A 17,578-nucleotide genomic window follows, 5' to 3' on the forward strand; every position below is an offset into this window, starting at 1 on the left:
TGATGTTTCACAAGATCCTGATTGCCAACCGGGGCGAGATCGCCTGCCGCATCATCGACACGGCCCGCCGCATGGGGGTCGAAACCGTCGCGGTGTTTTCCGATGCCGACCGCGATGCCCGCCATGTCGCCATGGCGGATCAGGCGGTCCATATCGGTGCCTCCGCCCCCAGGGACAGCTATCTGCGCGGCGACGCGATCATCCGCGCCGCGCTGGACAGCGGGGCGCAGGCCATCCATCCGGGCTATGGCTTTCTCAGCGAAAATCCTGATTTCGTCGATGCCGTCACCGCGGCGGGGCTGGTCTTCATCGGCCCCTCGGCGGCGGCGATCCGCAAGATGGGGCTCAAGGACGCGGCCAAGGCGCTGATGGCCGATGCGGGCGTACCGGTCGTGCCGGGCTATCACGGCCGCGATCAGGATGCAGACCATCTGGCCGCGCAGGCGCAGGCGATCGGCTGGCCAGTGCTCATCAAGGCGGTGGCGGGCGGCGGCGGCAAGGGGATGCGGCTTGTGGACCGCGCGCAGGATTTCGCCGCTGCGCTGGCCTCGGCGCAGGGCGAGGCCGCGACCGCCTTCGGCAATCCCGATGTGCTGATCGAAAAATACATCCTCTCGCCGCGCCATATCGAAATTCAGGTCTTTGGCGATGGCACGGATGCGGTGCATCTTTTTGAACGCGACTGCTCGCTGCAGCGCCGCCATCAGAAGGTGATCGAGGAAGCCCCGGCTCCCGGCATGACCCCGGAGATGCGCGCGGCGATGGGACAGGCGGCGGTGCGCGCCGCCCGCGCCATCGGCTATTGCGGTGCGGGCACGGTCGAATTCATCGTCGACGGCACGCAGGGCCTGCGCCCGGACGGCTTCTGGTTCATGGAGATGAACACCCGCCTGCAGGTCGAACATCCCGTGACCGAGGCGATCACCGGCGTCGATCTGGTCGAATGGCAGTTGCGCGTGGCCTCGGGCCAGCCCTTGCCCGCGCGCCAGCAGGATCTGACCATCTCGGGCCATGCCTTCGAGGCGCGGCTTTATGCCGAAGACGTGCCGGCAGGCTTCCTGCCCGCCACCGGCACGCTGGCGCATCTGCAATTCCCGGCCTCGGCGCGGATCGAAACCGGGGTGCGCGCGGGCGATACGATCAGCCCGTGGTATGATCCGATGATCGCCAAGATCGTCACCCATGCCGCGACCCGCGACGCGGCGCTGCGGGCGCTGGACATTGCGCTGTGTGACACCGAGGTGGCGGGGACCGTCACCAATATCGACTTCCTGACCGCGCTGACCCGGCATCCGGGCTTTGCGGCGGGACAGGTCGATACCGGCCTGATCGCCCGCGACATCGCCGATCTGACCCACCCCGCCAATGCCGATCCGCGCGACCTTGCTCTGGCGGTGCTGGGGCTGGCGGGGCTGGACCAACTGCCGCCGCAGGCGGGCTTTACCCTGTGGCAGCCGCTGCGCCGCACCATCGCATGGCAGGGCGGGCAGGCGGTGATCGCGGTCCGGCCCGGCAGCACGACGGTCGATCTGGGCGACAGCCAGCACGATCTGACCCTGCGACAGGGCGTCTGGTGGATCGACGGCAGCCCGCATCCCGCCCGCATCCAGCGCCATGCCGCCGGGGTCAGCGTCTTCGGGCGGCACGCCCGGCTGACGTTGCACCCGCTGGACCCGCTGGATCGCGACATGGCCCATGCGGGCGGCGGGCTGACGCTGTCGCCCATGCCAGGGCTGGTCAAGGCGGTCTTTGTCGAGGCCGGGCAAGAGGTGGCCGCAGGCGACCGGCTGGCCGTGCTTGAGGCGATGAAGATGGAACACAGCCTGACCGCCGCCCGCGCCGGTCGCGTGGCCGAGGTCATGGCCCGGCCCGGCGATCAGGTCGAGGCCGGCGCGCCTCTGATCCGGCTGGAGGAGGAGGAGGGCGATGGCTGATCTGACGCTTTGGCATGTGCCGCTGTCGCGTTCGATGCGGATCCTGTGGCTGCTTGAGGAAATCGGCTGCGCCTATGATCTGGTGCAGATGGACATGACCGATGGTTCGATGCGGCGGCCGCCCTATGACGCCATCCATCCGGCCGGACGCGTGCCTGCGCTGCGCGATGGCGACGTGATGCTGCACGAATCCGGCGCGATGACCGAATGGCTGTGCGAAACCCGCGCCCGGCATCTGGGACGCGCGCCGGGGGCGACTGACCGGGCCGAATGGCTGGACTGGCTGCATTACGGCGAAACGCTGGCCCAGCATGTCGCGGCACTGACCCAGTCGCATGTCTTCCTGCGCGAGGAATGGCAGCGCTCTCCGACGGTGATGAAGCTGGAAACCGCGCGCCTGTCGCGGGCCCTCAGCCTGGTCGAACAGCGGCTGGCGGGCCGCGACTGGCTGATGGGCGAATTTTCGGGCGTGGACTGTCAGCTGGGCTTTTCGGTCTGGATCTCGGCGCGCTTCGTGCGGCTGGACGACCGCCCGGCGCTGGCCGCCTATCGCGACCGCTGCGCCGCCCGCCCGGCCTTTCAGCGCGCCCTGCCTGCGCCGGGTCAGGCGGTCATATATCAACGCGATTTCTATGAGTTGCCGGATGTTCGTTGAAATTTTCGAGGTCGGACCGCGCGACGGTCTGCAAAACGAGCCACGCCAGATCGCCACGGAAGACAAGATCGCGCTGGTCGATCTGCTGTCCACCGCAGGCTTTCGCCGGATCGAGGTGACCAGCTTCGTTCCGGCAAAATGGGTGCCGCAGATGGCCGATGCGGCGCAGGTCATGGCGGGGATCGCGCGCCGCGCGGGCACGGCCTATTCCGTCCTGACGCCGAACCTGCGCGGCTATCAGGCGGCCCGCGATGCCGGGGCGGATGAGGTGGCGATCTTTGCCTCGGCCTCGGAAGGCTTCTCGCGCGCCAATCTGAACGCGACCATCGCCGAAAGTCTGGAACGGCTGGCCCCGGTGGCGCAGGCGGCGCGGGCCGATGGGGTGGCGCTGCGCGGCTATGTGTCGGTCGTGACGGATTGCCCGTTTGACGGTGCCGTGCCGCCGCAGGCGGTGGCGCAGGTGGTGGCGGCGCTGCGCGACATGGGCTGTCACGAGATCAGCCTTGGCGACACCATCGGGCAGGGCCGCCCGGAAACCGTCGATGCCATGCTGTCGGCGGTGCTGGACGAACTGCCCGCCACCGCACTGGCCGGGCATTTCCACGACACCGCCGGTCGCGCGTTGCAGAATGTCGAGGCCAGCCTTGCCCGCGGCCTGCGGGTCTTTGACGCCGCGGTGGGGGGCTTGGGCGGCTGCCCCTATGCCCCCGGCGCCAAGGGCAATGTCGCGACCGAGGCGCTGGCCGCCCATCTGGCCGCGCTGGGATATCGCACCGATCTGGACATGGCGGTGATCGCCCGCGCCGCCGATATGGCCCGCAACCTCAGGAGCGCATGATGCAGACCATCCGTATTCAGACAGACGCCCGCGGCGTCGCCACCCTGTGGCTGGCGCGCGCCGAGAAACACAACGCGCTGTCGGCGCAGATGATCGACGAGGTGACGCAGGCGGCGGACCAACTGGGCCGCGATCCCGACGTGCGTGTCGTGGTGCTGGCCGCCGAGGGCAAAAGCTTTTGCGCCGGCGGGGATCTGGGCTGGATGCAGGACCAGATGCAGGCTGATGCGGCCACGCGGCGCGACGGCGCGGTGCGGCTGGCGGGCATGCTGGAGGCGCTGAACACCCTGCCAAAGCCGCTGATCGGGCGCGTGCAGGGCAATGCCTTCGGGGGCGGGGTCGGCATGATCGCGGTCTGCGATGTGGCGGTCGCCGTGCCACAGGCCCGCTTTGGCCTGACCGAGACCCGGCTGGGGCTGATCCCCGCCACCATCGGCCCCTATGTGCTGGCCCGCATGGGCGAGGGCAAGGCGCGGCGCGTCTTCATGTCCGGGCGGATCTTCGATGCCGCCGAGGCCGTGCGGCTGGATCTGCTGGCCGATGTGACCGACGATCTGGACGCGGCCATCGCCGCCGAAGTCGCGCCCTGTCTGGACTGTGCCCCCGCCGCCGTCGCCGCCGCCAAGCGACTTGCCCGCAGTCTTGGCCCGCGCATCGATCAGGCCACCATCGATCACAGCATTCAGGCACTGGTCAGCGTCTGGGAAGGCGATGAGGCCCCCGAAGGCGTCTCGGCCTTCTTCGCCAAGCGCAAGCCGCGCTGGCAATAGCCTTGCACCCGCTGCATGGCAGCACGCCGCCCGCTTGAGGCTGGTGGAAGTTTCGGGCATCTGTTATCGCGAACATACCCTTATTTCCCTGCCCATATCGACCGGAAGCTGCTGCCATGTCGCCCCAGCCCAATATCAGGCTTGCCATTCTTGCGCTCGGCCTTGGCGCCTTCGCCATCGGCACCTCGGAATTTGCCGCCATGGGGCTTTTGCCCATGTATCGCGACGATCTGGGCATCACCAATACCGGCGCGGGCCATGTCGTCAGCGCCTATGCGCTGGGGGTGGTGGTGGGCGCGCCCGTCACCTCGATCCTTGGGGCAAAGCTGCCGCGGCGCCGCTATCTGGCGGGGCTGATCGCGGTCTTCGGGGTGATGAATCTGGCGGCGGCGCTGCTGCCCGGTTATGCGACGCTGGTGACGACGCGGTTTCTGGCGGGCCTGCCGCATGGCGGATTTCTGGGCGTGGCGATGCTGTTTGCCGCCGATGCGCTGCCGCGCGAACAGCGGGCCAAGGGCGTGACGCAGGTGCTGCTGGGGCTGACCATCGCCAATATCGCTGGCGTGCCGCTGGCCGCCGCGCTGGGGCAGAGCCTTGGCTGGCGCTGGGGCTTTGCGCTGCCGGGCGTGCTGGCGCTGCTGGCGGGCTGGCTGATCCTGCGCGTCGCCCCCCGCGTCGGCGCCGATCCCGATGCCCGCCCCATGGCCGAGCTGCGCGCGCTTGGCAACCCTGCCGTTCTGCTGACGCTGCTGGTGGGCACGGTGGGCTTTGGCGGGCTGTTTGCGGTCTATTCCTTCCTGTCCGCCGCCATGCTGGCCACCACGACGCCGCCCGCATGGGCGCTGACCGTGCTGCTGGCGATGTTCGGCGTTGGCGGCACGCTGGGCAGCATCCTGTCGGCGCGGCTGGCGATCCGGCTGGGGAATTTCCCTGCGGCGCTGGTCCTGATGCTGTTCATGGCGGCGACGCAGGCCTTTGCCTCCTACGCGGTGGGCGACTGGGCGGTGATGATCCTGTCATCCTTCCTGCTGGGGCTGGGCTCGGGCATGGTGGTGCCGCTTCAGACCCGCCTGATGGATGTCGCGGGCAATGCGCAATCCATGGCGGCTGCCATGAACCACGCGGCCTTCAACGCGGCCAACGCGCTTGGGCCGTGGCTTGCGGGCATGGCGCTGGCGGCGGGCTGGGGCTGGCGGTCGTCGGGGATCGTCGGCGTGGCGCTGTCCTTCGCGGGTATCGGCGCCCTGGGCCTGTGCTGGTGGCAGGCCCGCGCCTCAGCCCGGACCGTGCAGGATCGCCCGGCGCGAGCCTGAGCCGAATTCGCGGCGGATGTTCATGGCCAGAACGGCGGTGGTCGCGATGGCCAGCCAAAGCGGTCCCGCCAGCCATCCCAGCGCGCCCAGCGAAAAATAGACGCAGCGCAGCCCCGAGTTGAAGCTTTTGGCGGCGGTGATGTTGATCTCGGCCGCTTTCAGCGCGCGGGGGATCGCCGTCGGATCGGTGACATCGTTCGGCACCGCCCCCATCAGGATCGCGCAATAGCCGAACAGCCGGTGCGACCAGATGAACCGCAGCAGCGCATTGGCCACGAAGAACAGCACGACGACGATCTTGATTTCCCACATCAGCGCGGGAACGTGGTCGATGTCGAACTGACGCGCCACCCCGGCAAGCTGGTCGGTCTTGCCGATCAGCGCCAGCCCGCCGCCAATCGCGATCAGACAGGCCGAGGCGAAGAATGCCGTGCCTTCGCGCAATGTGGTCAGGATATTGGCGTCAAAGATCCGCGGTGAGCGGGTGACGAACTGGCGCATCCAGTCCCGGCGGTATTCCTTCATCAGGATCGACACCGAGGGATGGTTCTTGGGCGGGTGTTCGATGAACCAGCCGATGGCGAACCAGCTGAAGAACAGCCAGAACAGCGCAAGGGCGTCGGCGGGCGAAAAGGAACCGGGCAGGGCGAATAATGTCGTCATGGCCGAACTCTAGCCGCGGTCGTCAAAGGTTGCCAGCCTGCACCACGCCGACTATCCAAAGAGTCGCGATTTGATTCGGGGAGGAAGAAAATGGCGCTTGCAGGGACAGCATTCTGATGCAGATGCCTGCGCCCGATCAGGGCATCATCGCACGGCGGACGCAGATCTCGGCCCGGTTGTCGGCGGCCGTTCCGGGCGCGGTGATCGACGATCCGACGGAAACGCGCGCCTATGAATGCGATGCGCTGTCGGCCTATCGCTGCCCGCCCTTGGCGGTGGTCCTGCCCCGCACGACCCAAGAGGTCGCAGCCGTTCTGCGCATCTGTCATGACGAACGCGTGCCGGTCGTGCCGCGCGGGGCGGGGACCAGCCTTGCGGGCGGCTCGATGCCCACGGCGGATGCGGTGGTGGTGGGGCTGTCGCGGATGAATGCCGTGCTTGAGACCGATTTCGACGACCGCTTCATCCGGGTGCAGGCCGGGCGCACCAACCTGTCGGTGTCGGGCGCCGTGGATGCGGCGGGGTTTTTCTATGCGCCCGATCCCTCCAGCCAGCTGGCCTGTGCGATCGGCGGCAATATCGGCATGAATTCCGGCGGCGCGCATTGTCTGAAATACGGCGTCACCACCAATAACCTGCTGGGCGTCACCATGGTGATGATGGATGGCAGCGTGGTCGAACTGGGCGGCCCGATGGGCGAGGCCGCCGGGCTGGATCTGCTGGGCGTCGTCTGCGGCTCGGAAGGGCAGCTTGGCATCGTTACCGAAGCCACGCTGCGCATCCTGCCCAAGCCGGTGGGCGCGCGGCCGGTGCTGGTGGGCTTTGACGCCTCGGAAACCGCCGGGGCCTGTGTGGCGGCGATCATCCGCGCGGGTGTGCTGCCCGTCGCAATCGAATTCATGGACCGCCCCTGCATCCGCGCGACCGAGGCCTTTGCCGGCGCGGGCTATCCCGATTGCGAGGCGCTGCTGATCATCGAGGTCGAGGGCAGCCCGCCCGAGATCGACGAACAGCTGGCGCTGATCCGCGGCATTGCCGACGGCTTTGCCCCCGTCGAATTCCGCGAAAGCCGGTCCGAGGACGAATCCCGCCGCATCTGGCTGGGCCGCAAATCGGCCTTTGGCGCGATGGGCCAGATCAACGATTACATGTGCCTTGACGGCACCATCCCCGTCAGCACGCTGCCCGAGGTGCTGGCGGGCATTGCGCGGCTGTCGCAGGAATTCGGTCTGGATGTGGCCAATGTCTTTCATGCGGGCGATGGCAACATGCATCCGCTGATCCTTTACAACGCCAACACCCCCGGCGATCTGGAGCGCTGCGAGGCGCTGGGGGCCGAGATCCTGAAGCTGTGCGTGCAGGTCGGCGGCTGCCTGACCGGCGAACATGGCGTCGGCGTCGAAAAGCGCGAGCTGATGACCGCGCAATTCACCGCAGACGATCTTGAGGCGCAGATGCAGGTCAAGGATGTCTTCGATCCGTTCTGGCTGCTGAACGCGGCCAAGGTGTTTCCGCTGGCGGTCTCGGCCCCGCGCCGCGAAGGGCTGCGCAATGCGGCCTGAGACCGAGGCCGAACTGGCGCAGATGATCCGCGATGCCCGCAGCCCGCTATCCCCGGTCGGTGGCGGCACGCGGCTGCACCCCGGCGAAGGCGGCGCGGCGCGGCTGGATCTGCGCGGGCTCAGCGGCATCACGCTTTATGAGCCCGCCGCGCTGACCGTGGTGGCGCGGGTGGGCACGCCGCTGGCCGAGTTGCAATCCGCCTTGGCCGCCGAAGGGCAGATGCTGGCCTTCGAGCCGGACGCGCGCGACGGCTCGACCATCGGCGGCGTGGTTGCGGCCAATGCCTCGGGCGCGCGGCGCGTGCAATCGGGGGCGTGCCGCGATGCGCTGCTGGGCGTGCGCTTTGTCGACGGGCAGGGGCAGATCATCGCCAATGGTGGCCGGGTGATGAAGAACGTCACCGGCTATGATCTGGTCAAGCTGATGGCCGGGTCGCGCGGGCAGCTTGGGGTCTTGACCGAGGTGGCGCTGAAAACCGCGCCAAAGCCGCCCGTATCGGTCACGCTGGCCGTGCCGGGGTCGGCAACGGCTGCGGTCGGGGTGCTGACACAGGCGCTGACCGGACCCTATGACATCTCGGGGGCGGCATGGCTGCCGGGGCAGGGCGCGCTGGTCCGGGTCGAGGGGCTTGAGGGCTCGGTCGCGATCCGCAGCAAGGCGCTGGCCGAAAAGCTGGGCGCGGACCCCGTGGCCTGCGACTGGGCCACGGTGCCGCGGGATGTGTCGGGCGATCTGTGGCGCATCATCTGCCGCCCGTCCGAGGCGCCGCGCCTGTTGGCCGCGCTGCCCGAACCCTTGGCGCTGGACTGGGGCGGCGGGCTGATCTGGGTGGCCTTGCCGCCCGGTCGGATGCCCGATTTGCCCGCATGGTCGGGCCATGCCAGCCGCGTGTCGGGCGATGCTGCCCTGACCCTCCCGGCGCTGAACCCTGTGGTCTCGCGCCTGAACGCCAGCCTCCGCGAGCGGTTCGATCCGCGCGGGATTTTTGCCAGCGACGGAACATGCAGACAAATTTCACGCCTCAGCAGCTGACCGATCCGCTTGTCGCGCGGTCCAACAAGATCCTGCGCGCCTGCGTGCATTGCGGGTTCTGCACCGCCACATGCCCGACCTATCAGGTGCTGGGCGATGAATTGGACAGCCCGCGCGGCCGGATCTATCTGATTAAGGACATGCTGGAGAACGGCCGGGATGCGGATGAAAAGACCGTCAAGCATCTGGATCGCTGCCTTGGCTGTCTAAGCTGCATGACGACCTGCCCCTCGGGGGTGGATTACATGCATCTGATCGACCATGCCCGGCTGCATGTCGAACAGACCTATCGCCGCCCGTGGCGCGACCGGGCGCTGCGCTGGATGCTGGCGCGGGTCCTGCCGCATGCCGGGCGCTTCCGGCTGGCGCTGATGGCGGCGAAACTGGCGCGGCCTTTCGCGCGGCTGATGCCCGATGCCCGGCTGCGCGCCATGCTGGAGATGGCCCCCGGATCGCTGCCCGCGCCCACGCGCGAGGATGGCGTGCATCCGGCCGAAGGCCCGCGCCGCGCCCGCGTCGCGTTGATGCCGGGCTGTGCGCAGCGCACGCTGAACACCGACATCAACGCCGCCACCATCCGCCTGCTGCAACGCGCCGGCTGCGAGGTGGTGGTGCCCGAAAGCTTTGGCTGCTGCGGCGCGCTGACCCATCACATGGGCCGCGAGCATGACGCGCTTGCCTCGGCCCGCGCGACGATCCGCAGCTTTCTGGCAGCCGGGCCGCTGGATGCCATCGTCATCAATACCTCGGGTTGCGGCACGACGATCAAGGATTACGGCAAGATCTTCGCGGGCGATCCGATGCAGCCCGAAGCCGCGAAGGTGGCGGGGCTTGCCCGCGACGTGACCGAGTTTCTGGAGGCGCATGGCCTGCCCGAAGGCACCGCGCCGGATCTGCGCGTGGCCTATCATTCGGCCTGTTCGCTGCAGCATGGCCAGCAAATCCGGTCCGCGCCGAAATCCCTGCTGGTGCAGGCGGGTTTTACCGTGGTCGAGCCCGAGAACCCGCATCTGTGCTGTGGATCGGCCGGGACATATAACCTGCTGCAGCCCGAGCTTTCTGGCGAATTGAAGCGCCGCAAGGTCGCCACGCTTGAGGCGGTCGCGCCGCAGGTGATCGCGGCGGGCAATATCGGCTGCATGATGCAGATCGGCACGGGGACCGGGGTTCCGGTGGTGCATACGGTCGAATTGCTGGATTGGGCCAGCGGCGGGCCGCGCCCAGCGGCCTTGACGCAGGCACCTGCCATCCCCACCTGAAGCCTGTCGGACGGCCCGGATGGGCGCCGACGCAATGCCCGCCCGCATCGGGGGGCTTGCCTTTGTATCGCTTTAATAAGGATGCGAAAATGCGTAACTTCGATTTGACCCCGCTTTACCGTGCCTCGGTCGGGTTTGACCGTATGGCCGATGTCATGGACCGGGCGCTGTCCGCCGATATCGCCAGCTACCCCCCCTATAATATCGAGAAAACCGGCGAGAATGCCTATCGCATCGCCATTGCCGTCGCGGGTTTCGGGGCCGATGATCTGAATGTCGAGGTCAAGGATGGTGCCGTCATCGTCTCGGGGCGCAAGGCCGCCGAGGATGAGGGCCGGAGCTTCCTGCATCGCGGCATCGCCACCCGCGCCTTTGAGCGCCGCTTCACGCTGGCCGATCACGTCCGCGTCGAGGGCGCGAGCCATGTGGACGGGATGCTGAACATCGATCTGGTGCGCGAGATCCCGGAATCGCTGAAACCGCGCCGCATCGAGATCGCCAAATCGTTGAAATCGGTCGAGAAGCTGGACGCCTGACCGGCGTCGCCGGGGGCGCTGCCCCCGGACCCCCGGGGGTATTTGCAAAACAAGGAAGACGGGAGGGGCGCTGTGGTGGCGCCCTTCGAAATTTTGGTTCAGAATTTGCGGTTCAGAATTTTCGGCGGGCGCGCAGGGCGGCGCTGATGGTGCCGTCGTCGAGATAGTCGAGCTCACCGCCGATGGGCACGCCCTGGGCAAGTCCGGTGACGCTGACATACGTGGGGGCCAGCGCCTCGGCGATGTAATGCGCGGTGGTCTGGCCATCGACGGTGGCCGAGAGGGCGAGGATGACCTCGGTGATGTTTTCATCCGCGATGCGGTCGATCAGTGCCGGGATGCGCAGATCGTCGGGGCCGATTTCATCCAGAGCCGAGAGGCTGCCGCCGAGGACGTGGTAGCGGCCCCGGAAGGCGCGGCCGCGTTCCATGGCCCAGAGGTCGGCCACATCGGTCACGACGCAGATTTCGCCGGTGGCGCGAGCCGGATCTTCGCAGATCGGGCAGATATCGCCCGCCGTGACATTGCCGCAGACGATGCATTCGCGCGCCTGTTCCGCGACATTGGCCATCAGGCCCGCCAGTTGCGCCATCTGTCCGGTGCGGCGGCGGATCAGATGCAGCACCACCCTGCGGGCCGAGCGCGGGCCAAGGCCCGGCAGCCGCGCCATGGTGGCGATCAATGTCTGGATGTCATCGTCCGAAGACGCCATTCAGAAGGGCATCTTCATATCGGCGGGCAGGCCCATTTCGCGGGTCAGCCGGGCCATTTCGTCCTGTGCCTTGTCCTGCGCGCGGCGCTGCGCGTCCTTGATCGCGGCAAGGATCAGATCCTCGACCACTTCCTTTTCCGAGGCGACGAAGATCGAGGGGTCGATATCCAGCGCCGTCAGTTCGCCCTTGGCCGTGGCCGTCGCCTTGACGAGCCCCGCGCCGGATTCGCCGGTGACGGTCAGCTTGGCAAGCCCGTCCTGCATTTCGGCCATCTTGGTCTGCATCTGCTGCGCGGTTTCCATCATTTTCGACAGATCGCCGAGGCCACCCAATCCTTTGAACATTGCTTATTCCTCGTCCTCGAAGGGATCCCATTCTTCGACCTCGGCCACCGGGCCTTCGGTCAGCTCATGCGGGGATGTATCCTCGCCCGCGGGCTTTTCAACCGTGACCGGCACCGGAACCGGCCGGATGCGGGTGATTTTCGCCTGCGGGAAAGCGGTGAAGATCGCCTGCACCGCGGGATTGTCCATGACGCGGGCGCGCACCGCCGCCTCGCGGGCAAGGCGCTGTTCCGTCACCGTGGGCTGGCCGGGTTCCGAGACCACGACGACCGCCCAGCGTTGCCCGCCCGTCCAGCCGCGCAGGCGTTCGGCAAGACGCTGGGCAAAGTCGCGCGGCGCGGTATCGGTGGGGTTGAATTCGATCCGGCCCGGCGCATAGCGCACAAGGCGCAGGTGATCCTCGACATCCAGAAGCAGCTTCATGTCGCGCATGCGGCGGATCAGATCGACCACGGCATCGAAATCGGGAAAGCCTGCCAGCGCATCGGGCGAAACCGCGATCGCCGCCGCGCTGCCGGAGGGCTGCACGGCCATCGGCGCGCGCGGCGCTGCGGCGCGGGGCGCGTCGCTGCGGCTGGCCTGCGGCGCGGTGCGCTGGGTGAATTCGCCCGCCGCCGCCGAGGCCTGCACCTTGCGGATCAGCGCCTCGGGGTCGGGCAGGTCGGCCACATGGGTCAGGCGGATGATGGCCATTTCCGCAGCCATCATCGCATTTGGGGCCATGCCCACTTCTTCAAGGGATTTCAGCAGCATCTGCCACAACCGCGTCAGCGCGCGCATCGGCACGCGTTCGGCGATGTCCTGACCGCACGTGCGTTCGTCGGGGCCGATGGTGGGATCGTCCAGCGCCTCGGGGGTGATCTTGACGATGCTGATCCAATGCGTGATCTCGGCCAGATCGCGCAGCACGGCCATGGGATCGGCGCCATCGGCATATTGCGCCTGCAATTCCGCCAGAGCCTGTGCCGCATCGCCGCGCAGGATCATGTCGAACAGGTCCAGCACCCGGCCCCGGTCGGCCAGACCCAGCATGGCGCGCACCTGCGGCGCGGTGGTTTCGCCCGCGCCATGGCTGATCGCCTGATCCAGCAGGCTGGTCGCATCGCGGGCCGAGCCTTCAGCGGCGCGTGTCACCAGCGCCAGCGCGTCATCGGTGATCTGCGCGCCTTCGCGGTCGGCGATCTTGCGCAGCAGCGCGATCATCACCTCGGGCTCGATCCGGCGCAGGTCGAAGCGCTGGCAGCGCGAGAGCACCGTGACCGGAACCTTGCGGATTTCCGTGGTGGCAAAGATGAATTTCACATGCGGCGGCGGTTCCTCCAGCGTCTTCAAAAGCGCGTTGAAGGCGCTGGTCGACAGCATGTGCACTTCGTCGATGATATAGATCTTGTAGCGCGCCGAGGCCGCGCGATAATGCACCGATTCAATGATTTCGCGGATGTCATTGACGCCGGTACGGGATGCGGCGTCCATCTCCATGACATCGACATGGCGGCCTTCGCTGATCGCCACGCAATGTTCGCAGACCCCGCAAGGCTCGGTCGTGGGGCCGCCCGCGCCGTCGGGGCCGATGCAGTTCAGCCCCTTGGCGATGATGCGGGCGGTGGTGGTCTTGCCGGTCCCCCGGATGCCGGTCATGATGAAGGCCTGCGCGATGCGGTCGGCGGCGAAGGCATTTTCCAGCGTCCGCACCATGGCATCCTGACCGACCAGATCGGCGAATGTCTCGGGGCGGTATTTCCGCGCCAGCACTTGATAGGTCTTGTCGCTTTCGGTCATGTCCCGGCCTTGTTGCTGGCCGGCAGATTAGCCGCAGGTCCGGGGGGCGGCAACCGATTCAGGCCGGTTGCCAGTCGAAGACCAGTTCCTCGCGGAAGGCGAAGCGGGCGATGTGGCTGTCGGTGACCTGTTGCAGATGCGCCATCGCGTCGGGCGGGGCGGTCAGGCGGATCGACAGCGTATCTGCCGAAGAGGTCAGCTCGATCACGCGGTCTTCGGGCATGGCGATGCGGGCCTGTGTCGGATCGAAGCTGACGTCGAATTTGTGGGTCCAGTGTTTGGCCAGCTGTTGCAGATAGCGGCTGCCATGTTCGGTCGGCACGTCGCAGCGGGTCTGAAGCATGATGTTTCCTTGCGCTAAATCATCCCGGCTGGCAGGGGGCTGGCGGGAAATCGGGCAGATACAATGCCTTGCGTCACGAACGCGTGAACTGTGCATGGCAGCGGTCTGCGCCATCCCATATAATGCCCATGCAGCGACGTTCAATCCTTGCGGGCCTTGCGGCCTTGCCATTCGCCGCCCCCGCCCTTGCGCGGGCCGCAACCGACACCACGCTGGCGCAGGCCGCCCGCCTGCCGCAATTGCGCGCCATCGCCATCTGGCGCGGCTCCGAGATCGCGGCGCAGGGCTATGGCGGGTTCACGCCGGACCGTCAGACGAACATCAAATCCGCCTCGAAGAGCATCGTCTCGGCGCTGGCGGGGATCGCCATCCAGCGCGGGGTGTTCAGCGGCGCGGATCAGCCGGTGGCCGAGGTGCTGCGCGCTGATCTGCCGCGCGATCCCGATCCGCGGCTGGCGCAGCTGACGCTGGGCAATCTGCTGTCGATGCAGGCCGGGCTGCAACGCCAGTCCGGGCCGAATTACGGCCGCTGGGTCAGCAGCCGGAACTGGGTGCGCACGGCCCTTGCCGCGCCGTTCGAGACCGACCCGGGTGGGCGGATGCTGTATTCCACCGCCTCGACCCATCTGGTGTCGGCCATGCTGACGCAGGCGACGGGCCGCACCACGCTGGCCTTGGCGCAAGACTGGCTGACCATCCCCGGCTTTCGCATCACCGCATGGGAACGCGACCCGCAGGGTATCTATCTGGGCGGCAATCAGATGGCCATGTCCACCCGCAGCCTGCTGGCCTTTGGCGCGGCCTATGCCGCGGGCGGGCATGGCGTCATCCCGCCCGGCTGGATCGACGAAAGCTGGCAGCGCCGCACGCAATCCTTCTTCAACGGCGAGGATTACGGCTATGGCTGGTTCCTGTCGCGTATCGGCGGGCGGGCGGTGCGTTATGGCTGGGGTTACGGCGGGCAGATGATCTATGTCTTTCCGGGCCGCGATCCGGTGGCGATCGCCATGACCTCGGATCCGGATCTGCCCTCGGCGCGGTCGGGCTATCGCAACGATCTGCACCGGCTGGCGGGGGAACTGGTGCAATCGCTGTGAAGCCCCGTTGACCGTCGCTGGCGGGCATCATATCTGCGGGCCATGGCACGCGCACCGCTTTTGCAACTTACCGATATTTCGCTGACCTTCGGCGGCAATCCTGTTTTCGACGGGCTGGGTCTGACCGTCCAGCAAGGCGACCGTGTCGCGCTTGTGGGGCGCAACGGGTCGGGCAAGTCGACGCTGATGAAGGTCATGGCCGGGCTGGTTGAACCCGATGCCGGGCAGGTCATCACGCCCGCCGGGGTCAAAGTCGGCTATATGGAGCAGGAGCCGGATCTGTCGGGCTTTGCCACGCTGGGCGATTTCGCCCGCGCCGGGCTGGATGACAGCGAAGGCTACCGCGTGGAAATGGCGGCCGAGGGGCTGAAATTCGATCCCGACCGGGCGGTGACGACGGCCTCGGGCGGGGAACGCCGCCGCGCCGCTCTGGCCCGTCTGCTGGCCGAGGCGCCCGAGCTGATGCTGCTGGACGAGCCGACCAACCATCTGGACATCGAAGCCATCGGCTGGCTGGAAGAGCAGCTGTCCACCACCCGGGCGGGCTTCGTGCTGATTTCGCACGACCGCGCCTTCCTGCGCGCGCTGACCCGCGCGACGCTGTGGATCGACCGGGGCGACGTGCGCCGTCAGGAACGCGGCTTCGAGCATTTCGAGGATTGGCGCGAAACCACATGGGCCGCCGAGGATGAGGCCCGCCACAAGCTGGACCGCAAGATCAAGGCCGAGGCGAAATGGGCCGTCGAAGGCATCAGCGCCCGGCGCAAGCGCAATCAGGGCCGCGTGCGGGCATTGGCTGCGCTGCGCGAGGAACGGTCGGGGCAGATCCGGCGTCAGGGCACGGCGGCGCTGGAACTGGAATCGGGTCAGGTCTCGGGCAAGCGGGTGATCGACGCCAAAGGCATCAGCAAGAGCTTTGGCGAGCGCACCATCCTGCAAGCCTTCGATCTGCGTGTGCTGCGCGGCGACCGCGTGGCCTTTGTCGGCCCCAATGGCGCGGGCAAGACCACGATCATCAAGATGCTGACCGGCGAGATCGCCCCCGACACGGGCGAGGTCAAGCATGGCACCAATCTGGATATCGCCGTCTTCGATCAGGCGCGCTCGGCCATTGATGACAAGGTCAGCCTGTGGGACGCGCTGACCGGCGATCCCTCGATGCGGGTGTCGGGGCGGTCGGATCAGGTCATGGTGCGGGGCAATCCCAAGCATGTCGTGGCCTATCTGAAGGATTTCCTGTTCGACGACGCGCAGGCCCGCGCGCCGGTCGGCAGCCTGTCGGGCGGTGAAAAGGCGCGGCTGCTGCTGGCGCGGATCATGGCGCATCCCTCGAACGTGCTGGTGCTGGACGAACCGACCAACGATCTGGACGTGGAAACGCTGGATCTGTTGCAGGACATTCTGGGCGACTATGACGGCACGGTGCTGCTGGTCAGCCACGACCGCGATTTCATCGACCGCGTGGCCACGACCACCGTGGCGATGGAGGGCGACGGCCGTGCGGTGATCTATCCCGGCGGCTGGTCTGACTATCGCGCGCAGCGCGAGGAAACCGGCGCGGTCTTTGCGGTCGGTGCCTCGGTCGATGCCAAGCCCGCGCAGGTCGCCCCGGTTCAGGTTCAACCCGCCGCGCCCAAGCCTTCGGGGCTGAGCTTCACGGAAAAGAAGCGCCTTGATACGCTGCCCGGCCTGATGGACCGCCTGCAGGCAGAAATCGCCAAGCTTGAGGAGTTTCTGGCCCAGCCCGATCTGTTCACCTCGGCACCGGCGAAATTCGCCAAGGCCAGCGAAGGGCTGAGCGAACGTCAGACCGCGCTGGCCGCCGCCGAAGAAGAATGGCTGGAACTGGCCGAACGCGACGGCTGACGGGGGGCGCAGCCCGGTCGGTTGGGCTCACCGCCCGGCCTGTGCTGCGCTAACGCTTGATGACGATGGCCGCGTTGTTCATCCACGCGATCATATGGATCTGGCCCACCAGGTCAAAATCGGCCTTGGACAAGGCATAGCCGTCATGCGGCGGGTCGGGCTCGCGGCCCCGGCCGTCGCAGGTGCGTCGCGACAGGGCCATGAAATACTGCACCGGGTCTCTCATGTCGAAGCCCTGCGAATAAGCGGCGCGCATCTGGCCGAAGGATGTGCACAGATCCTCACAGATGAAAATCCCACCGCTGCGCAGCGCCGGAAACAGCGCCCGGAACGCCAGGATCTGATGCGTCCAGATATGCGAGGCATCGTCGATCACGAAATCCCATGTCTGCCGCGCCAGCATGTTCAGAAACGAGATATTGCCGACATCGCCGACATGCGGATGAAAGCCTTCGTCGCGCAGGTTCATCGCCGAGGGTTTGTTGTCTGCCACATGGATTTCGGCGCCCTCGCGGAAATAGCGTTTCCACATGCGCAGCGACGCCCCGATATTGTCATCTGGTCCCGCACCCAGTTCCAGAATCCGCGAGGCCCCTTGCTGGCGCAGGCGCGACAGGAAGAAATCATAGCGTTTCAACAGCCCCTCGCAGCTTTCCCGCTGACGACCGGGTGGAACCCAGCTGCTGGCCTTGTTGGTGTTGCTTTCGACGCCGAAGCGATCGAGTTCGTTCAGATCTGCAAAAAAGCTCATGAATAAACCATCTGATCCATTGCCGGGTCAGGGGTAGCATGGCAGAGACTGACATTTTTTCCAGTGCAATGAAAAAGGCCGCCCCTTTCGGGACGGCCGATCCTGCGAAGGCAGGGGGCTGA

Annotated in this window: 17 protein-coding genes; 11 read left to right on the top strand and 6 right to left on the bottom strand. The window is 67.1% G+C overall.

Annotated features, from left to right (window positions below):
- Nucleotides 1-2: 2 nt before the first annotated feature.
- The 5 genes from GL284_RS12770 (at nucleotide 3) to GL284_RS12790 (ending at nucleotide 5,510) form a co-directional block, all read left to right on the top strand.
- On the top strand, nucleotides 3-1,934 hold the full coding sequence (locus GL284_RS12770; RefSeq protein ID WP_155045016.1) for an acetyl/propionyl/methylcrotonyl-CoA carboxylase subunit alpha: 1,932 nt from the start codon (nucleotides 3-5) through the stop codon (nucleotides 1,932-1,934).
- Nucleotides 1,927-2,589, top strand: coding sequence for a glutathione S-transferase family protein (locus tag GL284_RS12775; RefSeq protein ID WP_155045017.1), 663 nt, complete (start codon nucleotides 1,927-1,929; stop codon nucleotides 2,587-2,589). Before GL284_RS12770 ends, GL284_RS12775 begins: the two co-directional genes overlap by 8 nt.
- Nucleotides 2,579-3,427 carry a hydroxymethylglutaryl-CoA lyase gene (locus GL284_RS12780; RefSeq protein ID WP_230383058.1) on the top strand — a complete coding sequence of 283 codons (849 nt, stop codon included), beginning with the start codon at nucleotides 2,579-2,581 and terminating at the stop codon, nucleotides 3,425-3,427. The genes GL284_RS12775 and GL284_RS12780 overlap by 11 nt, the downstream gene beginning before the upstream one ends.
- On the top strand, nucleotides 3,424-4,197 hold the full coding sequence (locus tag GL284_RS12785; protein ID WP_155045019.1) for a crotonase/enoyl-CoA hydratase family protein: 774 nt from the start codon (nucleotides 3,424-3,426) through the stop codon (nucleotides 4,195-4,197). The genes GL284_RS12780 and GL284_RS12785 overlap by 4 nt, the downstream gene beginning before the upstream one ends.
- A 116-nt stretch (nucleotides 4,198-4,313) precedes the next feature.
- Nucleotides 4,314-5,510: an MFS transporter gene (locus GL284_RS12790; RefSeq protein ID WP_155045020.1), complete on the top strand. Its 1,197-nt coding sequence runs from the start codon at nucleotides 4,314-4,316 to the stop codon at nucleotides 5,508-5,510.
- On the opposite strand, the gene GL284_RS12795 is transcribed toward GL284_RS12790, so the two are convergent.
- Nucleotides 5,472-6,173: a DUF599 domain-containing protein gene (locus GL284_RS12795; protein WP_155045021.1), complete on the bottom strand. Its 702-nt coding sequence runs from the start codon at nucleotides 6,171-6,173 to the stop codon at nucleotides 5,472-5,474. The genes GL284_RS12790 and GL284_RS12795 overlap by 39 nt on opposite strands.
- A gap of 116 nt (nucleotides 6,174-6,289) precedes the next feature.
- Between GL284_RS12795 and GL284_RS12800 the strand changes: the two genes are divergently transcribed.
- From GL284_RS12800 to GL284_RS12815, 4 genes are all read left to right on the top strand, one after another.
- A complete protein-coding gene (locus tag GL284_RS12800) occupies nucleotides 6,290-7,735 on the top strand; it encodes an FAD-linked oxidase C-terminal domain-containing protein (protein WP_155045022.1) in 1,446 nt (481 codons plus the stop codon).
- Nucleotides 7,725-8,768, top strand: coding sequence for an FAD-binding protein (locus GL284_RS12805; protein ID WP_155045023.1), 1,044 nt, complete (start codon nucleotides 7,725-7,727; stop codon nucleotides 8,766-8,768). The genes GL284_RS12800 and GL284_RS12805 overlap by 11 nt, the downstream gene beginning before the upstream one ends.
- A complete protein-coding gene (gene glcF, locus GL284_RS12810; RefSeq protein ID WP_155045024.1) occupies nucleotides 8,738-10,027 on the top strand; it encodes a glycolate oxidase subunit GlcF in 1,290 nt (429 codons plus the stop codon). Before GL284_RS12805 ends, glcF begins: the two co-directional genes overlap by 31 nt.
- A gap of 89 nt (nucleotides 10,028-10,116) precedes the next feature.
- Nucleotides 10,117-10,563: an Hsp20 family protein gene (locus tag GL284_RS12815; RefSeq protein ID WP_155045025.1), complete on the top strand. Its 447-nt coding sequence runs from the start codon at nucleotides 10,117-10,119 to the stop codon at nucleotides 10,561-10,563.
- A 112-nt stretch (nucleotides 10,564-10,675) separates the two neighbouring features.
- On the opposite strand, the gene recR is transcribed toward GL284_RS12815, so the two are convergent.
- The 4 genes from recR to GL284_RS12835 are packed head-to-tail and all read right to left on the bottom strand — an operon-like array spanning nucleotide 10,676 to nucleotide 13,742.
- Nucleotides 10,676-11,275 (bottom strand): recombination mediator RecR, encoded by a 600-nt coding sequence (gene recR / locus GL284_RS12820; RefSeq protein ID WP_155045026.1) that lies wholly within the window; start codon nucleotides 11,273-11,275, stop codon nucleotides 10,676-10,678.
- Nucleotides 11,276-11,620, bottom strand: a complete 345-nt coding sequence (locus tag GL284_RS12825; protein ID WP_155045027.1) for a YbaB/EbfC family nucleoid-associated protein — start codon at nucleotides 11,618-11,620, stop codon at nucleotides 11,276-11,278.
- A gap of 3 nt (nucleotides 11,621-11,623) precedes the next feature.
- On the bottom strand, nucleotides 11,624-13,399 hold the full coding sequence (locus GL284_RS12830) for a DNA polymerase III subunit gamma/tau (protein WP_155045028.1): 1,776 nt from the start codon (nucleotides 13,397-13,399) through the stop codon (nucleotides 11,624-11,626).
- A gap of 58 nt (nucleotides 13,400-13,457) precedes the next feature.
- Entirely contained in the window at nucleotides 13,458-13,742 is a 285-nt protein-coding gene (locus GL284_RS12835) for a DUF2218 domain-containing protein (protein WP_155045029.1), read from the bottom strand.
- Between the two features lie 128 nt (nucleotides 13,743-13,870).
- Here GL284_RS12835 and GL284_RS12840 point away from each other — a divergent pair, with 128 nt between their 5' ends.
- Nucleotides 13,871-14,839 (top strand): serine hydrolase domain-containing protein, encoded by a 969-nt coding sequence (locus tag GL284_RS12840; RefSeq protein ID WP_155045030.1) that lies wholly within the window; start codon nucleotides 13,871-13,873, stop codon nucleotides 14,837-14,839.
- A gap of 42 nt (nucleotides 14,840-14,881) precedes the next feature.
- Nucleotides 14,882-16,705 carry an ABC-F family ATP-binding cassette domain-containing protein gene (locus GL284_RS12845; RefSeq protein ID WP_155045031.1) on the top strand — a complete coding sequence of 608 codons (1,824 nt, stop codon included), beginning with the start codon at nucleotides 14,882-14,884 and terminating at the stop codon, nucleotides 16,703-16,705.
- 49 nt (nucleotides 16,706-16,754) lie between these two features.
- Here GL284_RS12845 and GL284_RS12850 read toward each other — a convergent pair whose 3' ends face one another.
- Nucleotides 16,755-17,456 carry a class I SAM-dependent methyltransferase gene (locus GL284_RS12850; RefSeq protein ID WP_155045032.1) on the bottom strand — a complete coding sequence of 234 codons (702 nt, stop codon included), beginning with the start codon at nucleotides 17,454-17,456 and terminating at the stop codon, nucleotides 16,755-16,757.
- Nucleotides 17,457-17,578: the final 122 nt, after the last annotated feature.

Origin of the sequence: Paracoccus shanxieyensis (assembly GCF_009711265.1) — a bacterium.
Taxonomy (GTDB): domain Bacteria; phylum Pseudomonadota; class Alphaproteobacteria; order Rhodobacterales; family Rhodobacteraceae; genus Paracoccus; species Paracoccus shanxieyensis.

Coding starts and splice junctions, on each gene's coding strand:
- GL284_RS12770 (WP_155045016.1), top strand. CDS start 3: ATGTTTCACAAGATCCTGATTGCCAACCGGGGCGAGATCGCCTGCCGC.
- GL284_RS12775 (WP_155045017.1), top strand. CDS start 1,927: ATGGCTGATCTGACGCTTTGGCATGTGCCGCTGTCGCGTTCGATGCGG.
- GL284_RS12780 (WP_230383058.1), top strand. CDS start 2,579: ATGTTCGTTGAAATTTTCGAGGTCGGACCGCGCGACGGTCTGCAAAAC.
- GL284_RS12785 (WP_155045019.1), top strand. CDS start 3,424: ATGATGCAGACCATCCGTATTCAGACAGACGCCCGCGGCGTCGCCACC.
- GL284_RS12790 (WP_155045020.1), top strand. CDS start 4,314: ATGTCGCCCCAGCCCAATATCAGGCTTGCCATTCTTGCGCTCGGCCTT.
- GL284_RS12795 (WP_155045021.1), bottom strand. CDS start 6,173: ATGACGACATTATTCGCCCTGCCCGGTTCCTTTTCGCCCGCCGACGCC.
- GL284_RS12800 (WP_155045022.1), top strand. CDS start 6,290: ATGCAGATGCCTGCGCCCGATCAGGGCATCATCGCACGGCGGACGCAG.
- GL284_RS12805 (WP_155045023.1), top strand. CDS start 7,725: ATGCGGCCTGAGACCGAGGCCGAACTGGCGCAGATGATCCGCGATGCC.
- glcF (WP_155045024.1), top strand. CDS start 8,738: ATGCAGACAAATTTCACGCCTCAGCAGCTGACCGATCCGCTTGTCGCG.
- GL284_RS12815 (WP_155045025.1), top strand. CDS start 10,117: ATGCGTAACTTCGATTTGACCCCGCTTTACCGTGCCTCGGTCGGGTTT.
- recR (WP_155045026.1), bottom strand. CDS start 11,275: ATGGCGTCTTCGGACGATGACATCCAGACATTGATCGCCACCATGGCG.
- GL284_RS12825 (WP_155045027.1), bottom strand. CDS start 11,620: ATGTTCAAAGGATTGGGTGGCCTCGGCGATCTGTCGAAAATGATGGAA.
- GL284_RS12830 (WP_155045028.1), bottom strand. CDS start 13,399: ATGACCGAAAGCGACAAGACCTATCAAGTGCTGGCGCGGAAATACCGC.
- GL284_RS12835 (WP_155045029.1), bottom strand. CDS start 13,742: ATGCTTCAGACCCGCTGCGACGTGCCGACCGAACATGGCAGCCGCTAT.
- GL284_RS12840 (WP_155045030.1), top strand. CDS start 13,871: ATGCAGCGACGTTCAATCCTTGCGGGCCTTGCGGCCTTGCCATTCGCC.
- GL284_RS12845 (WP_155045031.1), top strand. CDS start 14,882: ATGGCACGCGCACCGCTTTTGCAACTTACCGATATTTCGCTGACCTTC.
- GL284_RS12850 (WP_155045032.1), bottom strand. CDS start 17,456: ATGAGCTTTTTTGCAGATCTGAACGAACTCGATCGCTTCGGCGTCGAA.